Origin of the sequence: Caballeronia pedi, from assembly GCF_001544915.2 — a bacterium.
Taxonomy (GTDB): Bacteria; Pseudomonadota; Gammaproteobacteria; order Burkholderiales; family Burkholderiaceae; genus Caballeronia; species Caballeronia pedi.
The window spans coordinates 65,447-79,844 of record NZ_FCOE02000022.1 but is presented as its reverse complement, the minus strand read 5'-3'; the positions used below and the strand labels follow the sequence as shown (position 1 = coordinate 79,844).

15 protein-coding genes are annotated in these 14,398 nt (G+C 66.2%); 6 read left to right on the top strand and 9 right to left on the bottom strand.

The features are described from left to right. Positions 1-56 precede the first annotated feature (56 nt). From AWB80_RS27140 to mpl, 9 genes are all read right to left on the bottom strand, one after another. Complete coding sequence (locus AWB80_RS27140) at positions 57-836, bottom strand: SDR family oxidoreductase (protein WP_061177758.1); 780 nt, start codon at positions 834-836, stop codon at positions 57-59. Continuing rightward, complete coding sequence (locus tag AWB80_RS27135) at positions 833-1,510, bottom strand: 2-dehydro-3-deoxy-6-phosphogalactonate aldolase (protein ID WP_061177757.1); 678 nt, start codon at positions 1,508-1,510, stop codon at positions 833-835. Before AWB80_RS27135 ends, AWB80_RS27140 begins: the two co-directional genes overlap by 4 nt. 15 nt (positions 1,511-1,525) lie before the next feature. Further along, positions 1,526-2,488, bottom strand: coding sequence for a 2-dehydro-3-deoxygalactonokinase (locus AWB80_RS27130; RefSeq protein ID WP_087131631.1), 963 nt, complete (start codon positions 2,486-2,488; stop codon positions 1,526-1,528). Then, positions 2,485-3,429, bottom strand: coding sequence for an IclR family transcriptional regulator (locus tag AWB80_RS27125; protein WP_061177755.1), 945 nt, complete (start codon positions 3,427-3,429; stop codon positions 2,485-2,487). The genes AWB80_RS27130 and AWB80_RS27125 overlap by 4 nt, the downstream gene beginning before the upstream one ends. 340 nt (positions 3,430-3,769) lie before the next feature. Continuing rightward, a complete protein-coding gene (gene mtgA, locus AWB80_RS27120) occupies positions 3,770-4,531 on the bottom strand; it encodes a monofunctional biosynthetic peptidoglycan transglycosylase (RefSeq protein WP_208635693.1) in 762 nt (253 codons plus the stop codon). Then, on the bottom strand, positions 4,531-5,373 hold the full coding sequence (aroE, locus tag AWB80_RS27115; protein WP_061177754.1) for a shikimate dehydrogenase: 843 nt from the start codon (positions 5,371-5,373) through the stop codon (positions 4,531-4,533). The genes mtgA and aroE overlap by 1 nt, the downstream gene beginning before the upstream one ends. Then, on the bottom strand, positions 5,370-7,424 hold the full coding sequence (locus AWB80_RS27110; protein WP_061177753.1) for a ribonuclease catalytic domain-containing protein: 2,055 nt from the start codon (positions 7,422-7,424) through the stop codon (positions 5,370-5,372). The genes aroE and AWB80_RS27110 overlap by 4 nt, the downstream gene beginning before the upstream one ends. Positions 7,425-7,504: 80 nt before the next feature. Next, the gene (locus AWB80_RS27105; RefSeq protein WP_061177752.1) at positions 7,505-8,101 is read right to left on the bottom strand and encodes a YqiA/YcfP family alpha/beta fold hydrolase; all 597 of its coding nucleotides are present in this window, start codon (positions 8,099-8,101) and stop codon (positions 7,505-7,507) included. Continuing rightward, complete coding sequence (mpl, locus tag AWB80_RS27100) at positions 8,098-9,492, bottom strand: UDP-N-acetylmuramate:L-alanyl-gamma-D-glutamyl-meso-diaminopimelate ligase (RefSeq protein WP_061177751.1); 1,395 nt, start codon at positions 9,490-9,492, stop codon at positions 8,098-8,100. Before mpl ends, AWB80_RS27105 begins: the two co-directional genes overlap by 4 nt. 200 nt (positions 9,493-9,692) lie before the next feature. On the opposite strand from mpl, the gene AWB80_RS27095 reads away from it, so the two are divergent. The 6 genes from AWB80_RS27095 (at position 9,693) to prmA (ending at position 14,363) form a co-directional block, all read left to right on the top strand. Continuing rightward, positions 9,693-10,340, top strand: coding sequence for a hypothetical protein (locus tag AWB80_RS27095; RefSeq protein WP_061177750.1), 648 nt, complete (start codon positions 9,693-9,695; stop codon positions 10,338-10,340). An 18-nt stretch (positions 10,341-10,358) separates the two neighbouring features. Further along, positions 10,359-10,898 (top strand): TlpA family protein disulfide reductase, encoded by a 540-nt coding sequence (locus AWB80_RS27090; protein WP_061177749.1) that lies wholly within the window; start codon positions 10,359-10,361, stop codon positions 10,896-10,898. Positions 10,899-11,103: 205 nt separating this feature from the next. Further along, positions 11,104-11,367 (top strand): hypothetical protein, encoded by a 264-nt coding sequence (locus AWB80_RS27085; RefSeq protein ID WP_061177748.1) that lies wholly within the window; start codon positions 11,104-11,106, stop codon positions 11,365-11,367. Positions 11,368-11,442: 75 nt separating this feature from the next. After that, positions 11,443-11,919, top strand: coding sequence for an acetyl-CoA carboxylase biotin carboxyl carrier protein (accB, locus tag AWB80_RS27080; RefSeq protein WP_061177747.1), 477 nt, complete (start codon positions 11,443-11,445; stop codon positions 11,917-11,919). A 153-nt stretch (positions 11,920-12,072) separates the two neighbouring features. Next, a complete protein-coding gene (gene accC / locus AWB80_RS27075; protein ID WP_061177746.1) occupies positions 12,073-13,440 on the top strand; it encodes an acetyl-CoA carboxylase biotin carboxylase subunit in 1,368 nt (455 codons plus the stop codon). A gap of 20 nt (positions 13,441-13,460) precedes the next feature. Continuing rightward, the gene (gene prmA / locus AWB80_RS27070; protein ID WP_061177745.1) at positions 13,461-14,363 is read left to right on the top strand and encodes a 50S ribosomal protein L11 methyltransferase; all 903 of its coding nucleotides are present in this window, start codon (positions 13,461-13,463) and stop codon (positions 14,361-14,363) included. Positions 14,364-14,398 lie beyond the last annotated feature (35 nt).

Genomic DNA, 14,398 nt, shown 5'->3' with positions numbered 1-14,398 from the left:
TTTTTATGGTGATGCCGCACCGCGGCCAGTGCGTCATTCTTTCGGTAGTTCGTGGTTCAGTCGTGGTACAGCGCGGAGCGCCCGCCATCCACGGTGATGCAGCTCGCGTTGATGAACGGCGCCTCGTCCGAGGCGAGGAACACCGCCGTCATCGCGACTTCCTGCGGCTGGCCGATGCGCTTCATCGGCTGAAGATTGAGCGTTGCGGCACGCGCGGCCTTCGGGTCGGCTTGCGAATCCCACCAGTCCAGCGTCAACTGCGTTTCGATATAACCCGGCGCGATTGCATTCACGCGCACGTTGTTCGGCGCGTATTCGATGCCGAGTGCGCGCGTGAGCCCGATTACGCCGTGCTTCGCCACCGGATAAGGGAAGCAGCCCGGAATGATCTTGAACGCATGCGTCGACGCGATATTCACGATGCTCCCGCTGCCACGCGCGACCATGCCCGGCAGCACGGCGCGGCAACCGTTCCATACGCCGTCGAGATCGACGGCGAAGCAGCGGCGCCAGTCGTCGTCGGTCATCGTGAGCGGATCGCAGAACACGTTGATGCCCGCGTTGTTCACGAGTACGTCGACCGGGCCCAGCGATGCTTCGACGTGCTCGACCGCCTCTTTCACCTGCGCGCTTTGCGTCACGTCCGTGCGCACCGCGAGCACGCGCGCGCCGCCCACTTCCGACTCGATGCGCTCCGCCGTCGCGCGCGCCGTGTCGATGTCGAGTTCGGCGAGCGCCACCGCCGCGCCCTCGCGCGCGAACGCCAGCGCGATCGCGGCGCCGATGCCGCGTCCCGCGCCCGTGACCATCGTCACTTTGCCGGCGAGGCGGTTCATCTCGTTTCGCCTCGCGCTTTCGCGAGGCCGTCGATGAAGGCCTTCGCGTGGCGCGCGGTCACGTCCGCGCTCTGGCCCGGCTTGTACAGCGCCGAACCGAGGCCGAAGCCGTTCGCGCCAGCGCTCAGGAACGGTCCCATGTTGTCCGGCGAAATCCCGCCGACCGGCACGAGCGGCACCTCGTTCGCGATCACCGCGCGCCACGCCTTCGTCACGGTTGGGCCGAGCTGTTCGGCGGGGAACATCTTGAGCACGTCCGCGCCTGCTTTGAGCGCGAGAAACGCCTCGTTCGGCGTCGCGACGCCCGGCGCGCATGCGAGGCCCTGCGCCTTTGCGGCGCGCACGACATCGGCGTCGCTGTGCGGCATCACGATGAGTTCGCCGCCCGCGGCCTTCACGCTGTCGACATAACTCGGATGCAGCACCGTTCCCGCGCCGACGATCGCATCGGCGGGCAGCGTCTGACGGATCGCCGCGATGCTGTCGAACGGCTGCGGCGAATTGAGCGGCACCTCGACGATGCGAAAGCCCGCTTCGTACAGCGCGCGGCCATGCTCGGCGGCTTCGGTGGGCGTCACGCCGCGCAAAATCGCGATCAACGGACACGCGGCGAACGCCTTCGCGAGACCGGCGTGCATGCCGTACGGCGCGGGCAGATTGATGGGAGGCTGCATCGTTTTCGCTCCTTCTCAGGCCGCGCGCGCAGGCGCGGCGACCAGCCCGGCGAGGGCTGCGATACGGTAAAGGCCGTGCTCTGTGGCGTGCGCGACCGTCGCGGCGTCGTGGCAACCGAAGCGCGCGAGCGCGGTGCGATAGCGTTCGCAGAGCGCATCGTTGCCGATCAGCCTCAGCGTCCGGCCCGCGAGCGACGCCTGCTGGCGCGCCAGCACTTCGTTCAGGCCGCGCAATTCGTGACCGATCAGCAGGCCCGACAGATAGTCCGGCTGCTGCTCCGCCGTGAGCTGACCCGTGAGGCCGAGCGTGCGCGTGCTGAAGATCGTCGCGAGCACGCCGGGATGACCGGCATCGCGCGCGGTATCGACGCCGCGCAGAAACACCGGTTCGTCGTGCGTCGGGCTCGGATGCATCGTGCGGCCGAGGATCGTGTGATCGCGCAGCGCGCCGAAGGTCTCGCCCGTCATGAAGGTGTAGAAGCGCTCGATGCGCTCATCGTTCACGAACACCCATTTCGCGTGCGTGCCCGGCAAGCCGATCAGCGCGCCGCCCGCCGCACCCGATGCGGCGTCGCTGGCGAGCGCGCCGAAGATCTGCGTTTCCTCGCCGCGCATCACGTTCGGCAACGCGCCCGGCTCGAGCACGCCCGGCACGACATGCACCGTGACGCCGCGCGCGGTCTTCACCTTCACGATGCCCGCGACGAGCGCATCCGCGCCCGCCGGCGTTTCGACGTACGGCGCTTCCACCCAGCCCTGTGCGCTGCCGACCATGCCCGCCGCGATGACGGGCAACCGGGCAGCATCGAGCCACGCGCCGCAGGTTTCCTCGAACGCCTGATCGAAGCCGCCCGCGGGCAGGTTCATGATGCCCGCCGACGACGCGCGCGTATCGAGCGCGACGCCATCGCCGCCGAGCAGATAGGCGCGCAGGGACGTCGTGCCCCAGTCGAGCGCGATCAGTGCAGGCGCGCTCATCGCTTGATCCTGCGCGCGGACTGCGGCGCGCGCCAGCCGAGTTCCTCGGAGATCGCGCGCGCCTCGCGCTGCAAGACCGGAATCAGTTCTTCCATGCGTTCGTGCGGCATATAGGGAATCGTGCTCGCCACCGACAACGCCGCGACGATCGCGCCCGACGCATCGCGCACGGGCGCGGCGACGCAGCGGATCGACGCTTCGTTCTCTTCGAGATCGAAGGTGAAACCGCCTTGCGAATAGCGCGTCATGCGCTGCAGGAAGGTGTCGAAGTCGGGGCGGTTATCGGGCTTGAAGCTCGTCTTCGCGAGCGCGCGATGCGACGCGTCGAGCAGCCTCTTCCACGCGTTCGCTTCGAGGTCGAGCATCATCGCCTTGCCGATGCCCGTCGACGCGAGCGGCATGCGGTGCCCGACGCGCGAGCGCATCTCCAGGCCGCGCGTGCCGGGAATCTTGTCGATGTAGAGCACGTCGTCGCCGTCGCGCACGCCGAGGTGGATGGTGTCGTGCGTGTGATCGGCGAGCGCTTGCAGATGCGGGCGCGCGACCGTCGTGAGCGGCATCTGTTCCAGCGCGATCGTGCCCAGTTCGATCAGCTTCGGTCCGAGCAGATAGCCGCCCTGCACCTGGCGCAGATAGCGCGCCTGCACGAGCGAGCTGACGAGCCGGTGCGTGGTGCTGCGCGTCGTGCCGAGCGCCGCGCCGAACGAGCGCAGATCGCGCGCGCCGTTGGCGGCGGCTTCGAGAATCGCGAGGCCGCGCAGCAGCGTCTGCGTGCCGGCCTGTTGCGGCGTGATGTCGACGAGCGCGCTCGGCAATGCGATCGCGTCGGGATCGGGCAGATGTTTCGTTGCGCTCGCGCCGCTCGGCTTCGCGCGCGGGCCGCTGGTATGCGCGGCCTGCGCTTCGGCGGTGTCGGTTTCCGGATTCTGAAATTGGGTCATGGCGCGCGTCCTCGTCGATTAGCGCGTCGGTCGAGATGCGCGGTTGGCGGCGCGCAAAGTCGAAGCGTGCGATTCGTGCGATGAGGCCCGCGAGCGCGGGCAGGCGATCGAGTGCATGACGTGTCTCCGTTGTTCTGGTCGTGCGAGCCGGTTTCTCCCGGTCTTTGCACGCATGTGCCGTTTGGCTTGGTCGGATTGTAGTTCCGCCTCTCCGAATAATTCAATATGTGATCGCACTGCTCAGATGTTGGGAGGAAACCTGACAACCGACAGCCTTTTGAAAACAAAAAAGCCCTGATAAATCAGGGCTTTACATTGTTTAGTTTGGCAAAGCTAAATTTCACTGCGGCAATTCCGCCGCCCCCATCCGCCGCGCGATGACGCCGGCCCGCTGCGACAGATACGGCGCATTGCGATGGTCATCGAAATACTTGGGACGCGGCAGCATCACGGCGAGCCGCGCGCTCTGCCAGGCGGTGAGTTTCGCCGCCGACGTCTTGTAGTAATGCTGCGCGGCAGCTTCGGCGCCGTACACGCCGTTGCCCCATTCGACGGAATTCAGATAGATCTCGAAGATGCGTTCCTTATCCATCCAGAATTCGAGCATCCAGGTGATGACCAGCTCCTGCGCCTTGCGCACATAGCTCTTCTCACGCGAAAGGAACAGATTGCGCGCGAGCTGCTGCGAAATGGTCGATCCACCCGCGACGATCTTCCCGCGCGACTTGTTCTTCTCCCACGCCTGCAGGATGGCGTCGGTTTCGTAGCCGTTGTTGTTGACGAAGTTGGCGTCTTCAGACGCGATGATCGCGCGCTTCAGGTTGCGCGAAATCTGGTCGTACGGCACCCAGTTGCGTTCCAGCGCAATGCCCGGATGCGTCTTGGCGAGCGTCCACGCATCGGCGCGCATGAACGCGGTCGGGCCGGGATTCACGACCGTCCAGATGCCGATCTGCGCGAAAAAGTAGAGCTGCGTCGCGATGAACGCGATGCCGAGCACCGAGACGCCATAAGCGATCCAGCGCGCCGGGCCGAGCCGCACCGCGCGTCGCACGCGCGGCGTGCCGGTAGGCGTGCGGCTGCCGAGCGGCGCGGTCGTCATCAGGCTTTGGCTGCGAGCGCCTGGCGCAATTCGTGCAGCACCGCGCCACCGTCCGGGCGCACGCCGCGCCAGATGAAGAACGATTCGGCCGCCTGCTCGACCAGCATGCCCAGGCCGTCCGACGCGCGCGCGCCGAGCCTCGATGCGTGCTGCATGAAGACGGTCGGCTGCGCGCCGTACATCATGTCGTAGGCGAGCGTGCCCGCGCCGAACGCGCTGTCGTCGCAATCGGGCAAGGCGGCGTCGAGGCTGCCCGCGGTCGCGTTGACGATCACGTCGTAACGGCCGGCTTCGGCGCTGTCCGCGCCGCCGCCCGAGAAGCGCACACCGCATTCGGCCGCGTTGCCCGCGAACTGCTCGACGAGCTGCTGCGCCTTCGCCGCCGTGCGGTTGACGATGGTCAGCGCCGCCGGCGCGCGATCGAAGATCGGCAGCACGACGCCGCGCGCCGCCCCGCCCGCGCCCAGCAGCAGGATGCGCGCGCCTTTCAGGCTCACGCCGAGATTCACTTCGATGTCGCGCACGAGCCCGACGCCGTCGGTGTTGTCGCCGCGCACGCCATCGGGACCGAAGGCCAGCGTGTTCACCGCGCCCGCCGCCGCCGCGCGTGGCGACAGTGAATCTGCGAGCGCATGCGCTTCGAGCTTGAACGGCACCGTGACGTTCATGCCGCGTCCGCCCGACGCGATGAATTGCTTCACCTCACGCTCGAAACCGCCGAGCGGCCCGAGAATGCGCCCGTATTCGACCGGCTCGCCGGTCTGCGCGGCGAACTTCGCGTGAATCCACGGCGATTTGCTGTGTTCGATCGGATTGCCGATCACCGCGTACTGGTCTTTCATGGCGTCGGTTCCTGCGCGTTGTCCGGCGTTTCCGGTTGTGGCTGCTCCGTCGACGCTTCCGCCTGCGCTTCCGCTTCGCTTTCGGCGGAAAGATCGGTCGCTTCGATGATCTCTTCTTCCGCTTCGTCTTCCTCGACCGGCGCGCTCGCGGCGGGCGCATCGATGACGTGCAGCAAACGGCACGACGCTTCGACGGTCAGTTCATCGATCGATACGACTTCCAGCATCACGCGCGTGCCGCGCGCATGCACGCCGAGACCCGGCACATGCAGGATCAGCGGAATTTCTTCGAGCCGCACGAGATCGTCCTTGATGACCGACGCCGGAACCTGCTTCCGGTTCTCCTGCTTCAGCCAGCGCAGGCACCAGAAATATTCCATGCGGCGCTGGTGATCGGCATACGCGGTGTAGGTATCGTCGAAGCCCTGCACGACGGCGAAGAGATCCGCGTCCTTCGGCTTGAACGGCGCGGCGAGCTTCGCCGTCACGCCGTGCTGCACACACGCGATCAGTTGCCATTGATTGACGAGATCGACATAGCGGCGCAGCGGCGACGTGCTCCACGCGTATTGCGCGACGCCCAGACCTTCGTGCGGCGCGGGCGTCGTCTGCATGCGCGTGCGCTTCGGGCCCGGCCCGCCGAAACCGCGCTGCGAGCGATAGATGCCCGGCACGCCGTGATCGTTCAGGAACGCGCCCCACGACGAGTTCGCGAGAATCGCCAGCTCCGCGACGATCAGATCGAGCGGCGAACCGCGACGGCGCGGCGTGATCGTGATGTGCTCGCCCTCGACATAGAAGTTGAAGTCGTTGTTGCGCTGCACTTCGCGCTTCAAACCATAGGTGGCGCGCGCCTGCTGCCGCTTTTCGAAGAGCGCCTGCGCGAGCGGCCACAGCACCGCGATGTCCGCCTTGTGCGGATAGTCGCCCGCGCCCGCCGCGAGGCTTTCCTCGGTGACGAACTCGTCGAGATGGTTGTGGCGCAGATTGCTCTTCACGAACACGCGCTCGGCGCGCGTTTCCGTCGCGACGATATCCTGCGTCTCGCGATTCACGATGATGTACAGCGACAGCGCCGGACGCAGCCCGCCTTCGCCGAGCGTGAATACATCGACGACGTTGTCGGGCAGCATCGTGATCTTGTCGCCGGGCATGTAGACGGTCGACAGACGCCCGCGCGCGATTGCGTCGATCGCGTCGCCGCGCGTGATGCCGAGCGCCGGCGCCGCGATGTGGATGCCCACGCGCACGCGGCCATCGGAAAGATGCTCGACGGAGAACGCGTCGTCGATTTCGGTCGTGGTGACGTCGTCGATCGAGAAGGCTTCGACGTGCGCTTCAGGCAGATCCTCGGGCAGCGGCCCCGGCTGCACCGACGGAAAGCCGATGCCGTGCGGGAAATACTCCGATAGAAAGCGCGCTTCGTGCAGCGCGCGCGGCGATGCAATACCGCCGCATTCGAGCATCAGACGCGCCTGCGAGATGCCGCGCGCGGCCGCCGCCGCCTCGAGTGCCTTGTACTCGATGGAATTCTTGTCCGGCTTGGTGAGCAGGCCGAGCGCCTTGCCCTTCAGCGCGTCGGGCAGTTTGCCCGCCTTCATTTCCTCTTCGTAGCCCTGCTGCACGAGCGCCTGCTGACGCTTGCGCTCCAGCCCGGCGAGCGCCATCTGCAACTGTTCCTGCGGCGCGCGCTGATACTGGCCGCGCCCCTTGCGCCGGAAATAGACCGGCGCGCCGTGCATGCGCAGGACGAGCGCCGCGCGTTCGGCGGGACCGAACTTGTCGCCGAAATAGTCCGCGCCGAGCGTGGCGAACGGGAATTCGTCGTCGGGCGCGCATTCCCACAGAAAATCGAGATCGATGTCCTGCGCGATGGCGTCGGCTTCCTGCATCAGATCGCCGGCGGCGGGTTTGTCGAATTCGATCAGCACGTCTTTGGCGCGCACCTTCGCGCGCCGCCCGCCCGGCAACTCGACCTGGAACGCGTCGCCCTGTTTGGACAGCACCGATCCGGCCTTGAAACTACCCGATTCCTCGAAGAAAACGTTCACTCAATACTCTCGTCATACGGTGGACCGGGCCGCGCTCGTGCGGCAGGCGCGCCGGTGGTTGAATGGGTTCGATGCCCGCGTCACGCGGCGGCCGGCGCGACGAGCGGCGGCGTCTGATCGCAGAACGCGAGGACTTCGGCGAGATGGGCCGGGAAGTCGCTGATCGCGTGATCGCCGCCCTGAATCAGCGTCGTGCGCACGCCGGGATAGTGGTCGAGCATCGTGCGGTAATCGAGCACTTCGTCGCCGGTGGCCGCGATCAGATAGTAGCGCTCGGGCCGCGTGATCGACGCGACGGAAAGCGCGCGCAACTCGTCGAGATGGCGCGGCAACACCGTGATGCTGCCGTCGCCGTGCCACAGCGGCTGATCGCCGAGAAAATGGCTCAGATCGCGCTGCGGCACGACCGCGGGATTGAGCAGCACGGCGCGCCAGCCGTGCTTTTCGGCGAGATACGTGGCGTAGTAGCCGCCGAGCGAACTGCCGACGACGGTCACATCGGCCGGGCTCTCGTCCGCCGCGAGCGATTCCGCCAGCGCGACGGCGTCGAACGGCGACACCGGCAGCGCCGGGCACTGCCACTCGCCGAGCCTCCCGAGTTCCGCGAGGCGCGCGCGCATCACGCGCGCCTTGAACGATTGGGGAGACGAGCGAAAGCCGTGCAGATAGAGAATCACGAATGTCCTCCTGCGCCACGCACCGAGAGCGCGTCGAGCAGTTTCTGATGGACGCCGCCGAAGCCGCCGTTGCTCATCACGAGCACATGGTCGCCGGGGCGCGCGGCTGCCGCGACCGCCTTCACCAGAGGTTCGATCTCGTTGAATGCCCGCGCCTTGTCGCCGAGCGGGGACAGCGCCTCGGCGAGATCCCAGCCGAGCTTGTCGCGGCCTTCACGCGCGCCGTAGCCGAACACGAGATCGGCATTGGCGAGACTCGCGGGCAACTGCGCCTTCATCGTGCCGAGCTTCATCGTGTTAGAGCGCGGTTCCAGCACCGCGAGAATGCGCGCCTGGCCGATGCGCGTTCTCAGTCCTGCGACGGTCGTGTCGATCGCGGTCGGGTGATGCGCGAAGTCGTCGTAGACGGTGACGCCATCGACGCTGCCTTTCACTTCCATGCGCCGCTTGACGTTGCGAAAGCTCGCCAGCGACTTCGCCGACTGCGCCGCCGGCACGCCGACCGAACGCGCCGCCGCGATCGCCGCGAGCGCATTCATGCGATTGTGCTCGCCCTGCACCTGCCAGTCGACGACGCCCTGACGCTCGCCCTCCCAGTACACGGCGAACTGTTCGTCGACGGGAGCGCCATCGGTCGCGGGCAACGCCTGCCAGCCGCCGTCGACGCCGAAGCGCTCGACGCCCGACCAGCAGCCGCGCGTGAGCACGCGCTCCAGCGCGTCCTCGCGCCCGTTCGTCACGATGCGGCCAATGCCCGGCACCGTGCGCACGAGATGATGGAATTGCGTTTCGATCGAGGCGAGATCGGGAAAGATGTCGGCGTGATCGAATTCGAGATTGTTGAGCACCGCCGTGCGCGGGCGGTAGTGGACGAACTTCGAGCGCTTGTCGAAGAACGCGGTGTCGTATTCGTCGGCTTCGATGACGAAGAAGCTCGAATCCGTCAGCCGCGCGGAAATGCCGAAGTTGAGCGGCACGCCGCCGATCAGAAAGCCCGGGTTCATGCCCGCATCTTCGAGCAGCCACGCGAGCATGGAACTGGTCGTCGTCTTGCCGTGCGTGCCGGCGACCGCGAGCACCCATTTACCGTTGAGTACATGCTCGCCGAGCCACTGCGGGCCGGACGTATACGGCAGACCGCGATCCAGGATGGCTTCCATCAGCGGATTGCCGCGCGTCACCACGTTGCCGATGACGAACAGATCCGGTTCGAGCGCGAGTTGCTCGACGCCGAAACCTTCGATCAACTCGATGCCCTGCGCTTCGAGCTGCGTGCTCATCGGCGGGTAGACGCCCGCGTCGCAGCCGGTGACCTTGTGGCCCGCTTCGCGCGCCAGGACGGCGAGTCCGCCCATGAAGGTGCCGCAGATGCCGAGGATGTGGATGTGCATAAACCGTGTCGCGCCGCGCGGGCGATTGAGATGCCGAAACAGGAAACGGCGCCGTACGGGGAACCTAAGGGCAAACCCGTGCAGAAAGGCGCCTGAAGGCGCATATTGTAACCGAGCAGGCCGGGCGTTCTGCCGCCGCCGCAAGCCCGCCGCCCGGGTCCGGAAAAGGCCGTCCGACGTTATCTAGTATCATTCCCGCCATGGTTCGCAAAACACATTTCGATCCGCAGCGCGTGCGCGAGGAAATCGCGATTGCGGCTGCGCGGATGATCGCCGAGGACGGCCTCGACTACGCCACCGCCAAGCGCAAGGCCGCGCGGCAGGTGGTCGGCGAAGCGAAGATCGGCGGCGAGTTCCTGCCCGATAACGACCAGATCGAAGAGGAAATCCGCACGTATCAGGCAATTTTCCAGGGCGACACCCAGCCGGCCGTGCTGCGCCACATGCGCGAAGTCGCGCTCGACTGGATGGAGCGGCTGAAGCCCTTCGATCCGTACCTGACGGGCGCGGTGCTCAACGGCACGGCGGGCGAGCATTCCGATGTCCACTTGCAATGCTTCTGCGACAATCCGAAGGAAGTCTCGATCTATCTGTTGAACGCGAACGTGCAGTACGACGTCTCCGAGACGCGGCATTTCGCCGGGCGCGGCTACGTCGAGACGCTGAGTTTCCTGCATCGGGTGCGCGGCGACGAGCCGGTCGGCGTGCATATCGCGCTCTATGGCGCCGATGACCTGCGCGGCGCGGTGCGCGCGGACGGCCGCGGACGGCTCGCGCGCGCGAATGCGGCGGCCGTGCGCGCGCTGCTCGATCAGCCTGATGTCCCGCCGCTGGAAATCGGCGGCTGACCTTTCTTCTGGACGCTCATGAAAAGCACACGCATTCTGGCGGCCCTCGTGGTCGCGGTCGCCGCGACCGTCGGCGGTTTCTACGCGGGTCATCTGTTCACTGGCAGCGATACCGTTGCCGCGACGCAGGCGAGCGGCAACGCCGTCGAACAACTCTGGAAAGCGACGCCGCCCGGCGCCTCGGGTACGGCGCAGCCGCTCGCGGCGTATCGGGGCAAGCCGGTCGTCGTCAACTTCTGGGCCTCGTGGTGCGGGCCGTGCGTGAAGGAAATGCCGACGCTCTCCGCGATGCAGCGCGACTATGAGAAGAAAGGCATCACGTTCATCGGGCTCGGCGTCGACAGCGAGAAGAACGTCAACGACTTCCTGAAGAAAGTCCCGGTCGCCTATCCCGTCTACGTCACCGGTTTCGGCGGCGCGGATCTTGCGCGGAGCTTCGGCAACAACGCCGGCGGCTTGCCGTTCACCGTCGTGATCGATGCCAAGGGCCACATCCGCTCGACAAAACTGGGCGAAGTCGATCCAACCGAGCTGAAACACACGCTCGACAGCCTGTAAAAATTCGCTGCTTTTAAGCAGTGTATTGCGCTGAGTAAGCTGCGAGTTAGGGTACAGTACGGCGATCTTGCGGGAAATTCGGCTTGTCCCACGGCGTGGGATGGTAATTTCTCCCGCCGTTTCGGAATGGTCCGCACGGTAAAACTAGACAAAATTCTCTAAACGGCGCTAAAGTGCGCCCAATTCCGCACAACCCGAAGCGACCATGACTACTCTGCCGGTGCCACGAGGCTACCTCGCTGTCGAGTTCGACATCCGTGAAACGGGTGTCGGCCGCGTCAAGGCATCCGCAGCCGTCATGCCGTCCGGGCGCGCGCTTCAAAGCGACCACGACAACGCGTTCGATTTGAACGCGTCACGCGTGCCGACCGATTCTGCCGCCGTTGTTTCCGTCGGCGCTTGCACGGGCGCGGATGTGCGCGGCGTGTCTGCGCATGTCGGCCGGCTGGCCGCGCCGGTTCGCGGCTGAGCAGTCAGAACACCCACAAATCAAGTCAAGTGCCGGGCGAACCCCGGTCTCCAAGTATTGAAAGGGGAAATTTCGATGGACCTTCGTAAACTGAAAACGCTGATCGACCTCGTCTCGGAATCCGGCATCTCGGAGCTGGAAGTGACGGAAGGCGAAGGCAAGGTTCGCATCGTCAAGAATGCCGCGCCCGTCTACATGCAGGCGCCGCAGCAATACGCGCCGCAAATGCAGGTGCCGGCCGCGCCGCATTTCGCCGGCGCGGGCGAAGCAGGCGCACCGGCCTCGGCGGCCGCGCCGGCCGCCGCCGCACCGCAGGGTCACGTCGTGACCTCGCCGATGGTCGGCTCGTTCTATCGCGCGCCGTCGCCGGGCGCGGACCCGTTCATTCAGGTCGGCGATACGGTGAAGGAAGGCCAGACTCTCTGCATCATCGAAGCGATGAAGCTCTTGAACGAAATCGAATCGGACAAGGCCGGCGTCGTGAAGGAAATCCTCGTCGAGAACGGGCAGGCGGTCGAGTACGGCCAGCCGCTCTTCGTGATCGGCGACTAAGGGCGCACCGGGCCGTGCCGCGGATGCGCCTCGCAGCCGCCGCCGGCTTCACCGCGCCGGCGCGCTTCACGCGGCATCGATCCGTCGATAAGCGCGCCGCCGATTGGATCCCCGAGGGCCGCTCGCGCGAGCCCGTTGATGAGCCGACCCACTATGTTTGAAAAAATTCTCATTGCGAACCGCGGCGAAATCGCGCTTCGCATCCAGCGCGCGTGCCGCGAGCTGGGCGTCAAGACCGTCGTCGTCTACTCCGAAGCCGACAAGGAAGCGAAGTACGTCAAGCTGGCCGACGAAGCCGTGTGCATCGGACCCGCGCCGTCGAACCTGTCCTACCTGAACATGCCGGCGCTCATCAGCGCGGCCGAAGTCACCGACGCCGAAGCGATCCACCCCGGCTACGGCTTCCTCTCCGAAAACGCCGACTTCGCCGAGCGCGTCGAGCAATCGGGCTTCACCTTCATCGGGCCGCGTCCCGAAACCATCCGCCTGATGGGCGACAAGGTCACCGCCAAGCAGACGATGATCAAGACCGGCGTGCCGTGCGTGCCGGGCTCGGAAGGCGCATTGCCGGACGATCCGCGCGAGATCGTGAAGATTGCGCGCGCGGTCGGCTACCCCGTCATCATCAAGGCGGCGGGCGGCGGCGGCGGGCGCGGCATGCGCGTGGTGCACACGGAAGCGGCGCTCGTCAACGCGGTCAACATGACGCGCGAGGAAGCGGGCCGCGCCTTCGGCAACCCGCAGGTGTACATGGAGAAGTTCCTCGAGAATCCGCGCCACATCGAGATTCAGGTGCTGTCGGATTCGTTCCGCAACGCGATCTGGCTCGGCGAGCGTGACTGCTCGATGCAGCGCCGTCACCAGAAGGTGATCGAGGAAGCGCCGGCGCCGGGCATCGCGCGCCGGCTGATCGAGCGCATCGGCGACCGCTGCGCCGACGCCTGCAAGAAGATGGGCTATCTCGGCGCGGGCACTTTCGAGTTCCTGTACGAGAACAACGAGTTCTACTTCATCGAGATGAACACGCGCGTGCAGGTCGAGCATCCGGTGACGGAACTCATCACGAGCGTCGACATCGTGCAGGAACAGATCCGCATCGCCGCCGGCGAAAAGCTCTCGATCCGCCAGAAGGACATCCAGTTCCGCGGCCACGCGATCGAATGCCGCATCAACGCGGAAGATCCGTTCAAGTTCACGCCGTCGCCGGGACGCATCACGTCGTGGCACACGCCGGGCGGGCCGGGCATCCGCGTGGATTCGCACGCGTACGCCAACTACTTCGTGCCGCCGAACTACGATTCGATGATCGGCAAGCTGATCGCGTACGGCGCGACGCGCGAGCAGGCGATCAACCGCATGCGTATCGCGCTGTCGGAAATGGTCGTCGAAGGTATCTCGACCAACATTCCGCTGCATCGCGAGATGATGATCGACGCGAAGTTCGTCGAGGGCGGCACGAGCATCCACTACCTCGAAAACAAGCTGGCGGCGCGACAGGCGGCCGTGGCGGAAGAGTCGTAAGCCGAGCGAGAGAGACGAGCATGAGTTACCGGGAACTGATCGCCGAGCTGGATCGCGAGCACGCGGAAGCGCTGTCGGACGCGCTGCTCGAAGTCGGCGCGTTGTCGGTGTCGGTCGAAGACGCCGACGCCGACACGCCCGACGAGCAGCCGCTCTTCGGCGAGCCGGGGCTCGTGCCCGAGAAGAGCGCGTGGAATCGCTCGCGCGTGGTCGCGCTGCTCGCCGAGGACGCCGATCCCGACGTGCTGCTCGCCGCCGCCGCGAACGAGATCGGCCTCGCGGCGACGCCCGCCTTCACCGTGCGTGACGTGGCGGAACAGGATTGGGTGCGTCTCACGCAGGCGCAGTTCGATCCGATCGCCATTGGCGAACGCATCTGGGTCGTGCCGTCGTGGCACGACGCGCCCGATCCGGACGCGCTCGTGCTTGAACTCGATCCCGGCCTCGCGTTCGGCACCGGCAGCCATCCGACCACGCGCCTGTGCATGGAATGGCTGGAGCAATCAGTGCAGCCGGGACAATCGCTGCTCGACTACGGCTGCGGCTCCGGCATCCTCGCGATTCTCGCGAAGAAGTGCGGCGCGCAGCCGGTCGTCGGCATCGACATCGATCCGCAAGCGGTCGAGTCGGCGCGTCAGAACAGCGCGCGCAATCACGCGGACGTAACCTACGGCTTGCCCGACGCGTGCCCCGCCGGCGAGTTCGATATCGTCGTCGCGAACATTCTCTCGAATCCGCTCAAACTGATGGCGTCGATGCTCGCCGCGAAGGTGAAACCGGGCGGCAGAATCGCGCTGTCGGGCGTGCTCGCGCGCCAGGCCGACGAAGTCGCGGCGGTCTATGCGAAGTGGATCGACATCGGCGTCTGGCGCGAACACGAAGGCTGGGTATGCCTCGCGGGAACCCGGCGCGAAAGCCTTTAGAATAGCGCCATCCTCCACGAATGGCCGTCAAGGCC

What these genes read in the sequence shown, in the direction of transcription:
- AWB80_RS27140 (WP_061177758.1), bottom strand. Translation starts at nt 836, where the DNA reads ATGAACCGCCTCGCCGGCAAAGTGACGATGGTCACGGGCGCGGGACGC.
- AWB80_RS27135 (WP_061177757.1), bottom strand. Translation starts at nt 1,510, where the DNA reads ATGCAGCCTCCCATCAATCTGCCCGCGCCGTACGGCATGCACGCCGGT.
- AWB80_RS27130 (WP_087131631.1), bottom strand. Translation starts at nt 2,488, where the DNA reads ATGAGCGCGCCTGCACTGATCGCGCTCGACTGGGGCACGACGTCCCTG.
- AWB80_RS27125 (WP_061177755.1), bottom strand. Translation starts at nt 3,429, where the DNA reads ATGACCCAATTTCAGAATCCGGAAACCGACACCGCCGAAGCGCAGGCC.
- mtgA (WP_208635693.1), bottom strand. Translation starts at nt 4,531, where the DNA reads ATGACGACCGCGCCGCTCGGCAGCCGCACGCCTACCGGCACGCCGCGC.
- aroE (WP_061177754.1), bottom strand. Translation starts at nt 5,373, where the DNA reads ATGAAAGACCAGTACGCGGTGATCGGCAATCCGATCGAACACAGCAAA.
- mpl (WP_061177751.1), bottom strand. Translation starts at nt 9,492, where the DNA reads ATGCACATCCACATCCTCGGCATCTGCGGCACCTTCATGGGCGGACTC.
- AWB80_RS27095 (WP_061177750.1), top strand. Translation starts at nt 9,693, where the DNA reads ATGGTTCGCAAAACACATTTCGATCCGCAGCGCGTGCGCGAGGAAATC.
- AWB80_RS27090 (WP_061177749.1), top strand. Translation starts at nt 10,359, where the DNA reads ATGAAAAGCACACGCATTCTGGCGGCCCTCGTGGTCGCGGTCGCCGCG.
- AWB80_RS27085 (WP_061177748.1), top strand. Translation starts at nt 11,104, where the DNA reads ATGACTACTCTGCCGGTGCCACGAGGCTACCTCGCTGTCGAGTTCGAC.
- accB (WP_061177747.1), top strand. Translation starts at nt 11,443, where the DNA reads ATGGACCTTCGTAAACTGAAAACGCTGATCGACCTCGTCTCGGAATCC.
- accC (WP_061177746.1), top strand. Translation starts at nt 12,073, where the DNA reads ATGTTTGAAAAAATTCTCATTGCGAACCGCGGCGAAATCGCGCTTCGC.
- prmA (WP_061177745.1), top strand. Translation starts at nt 13,461, where the DNA reads ATGAGTTACCGGGAACTGATCGCCGAGCTGGATCGCGAGCACGCGGAA.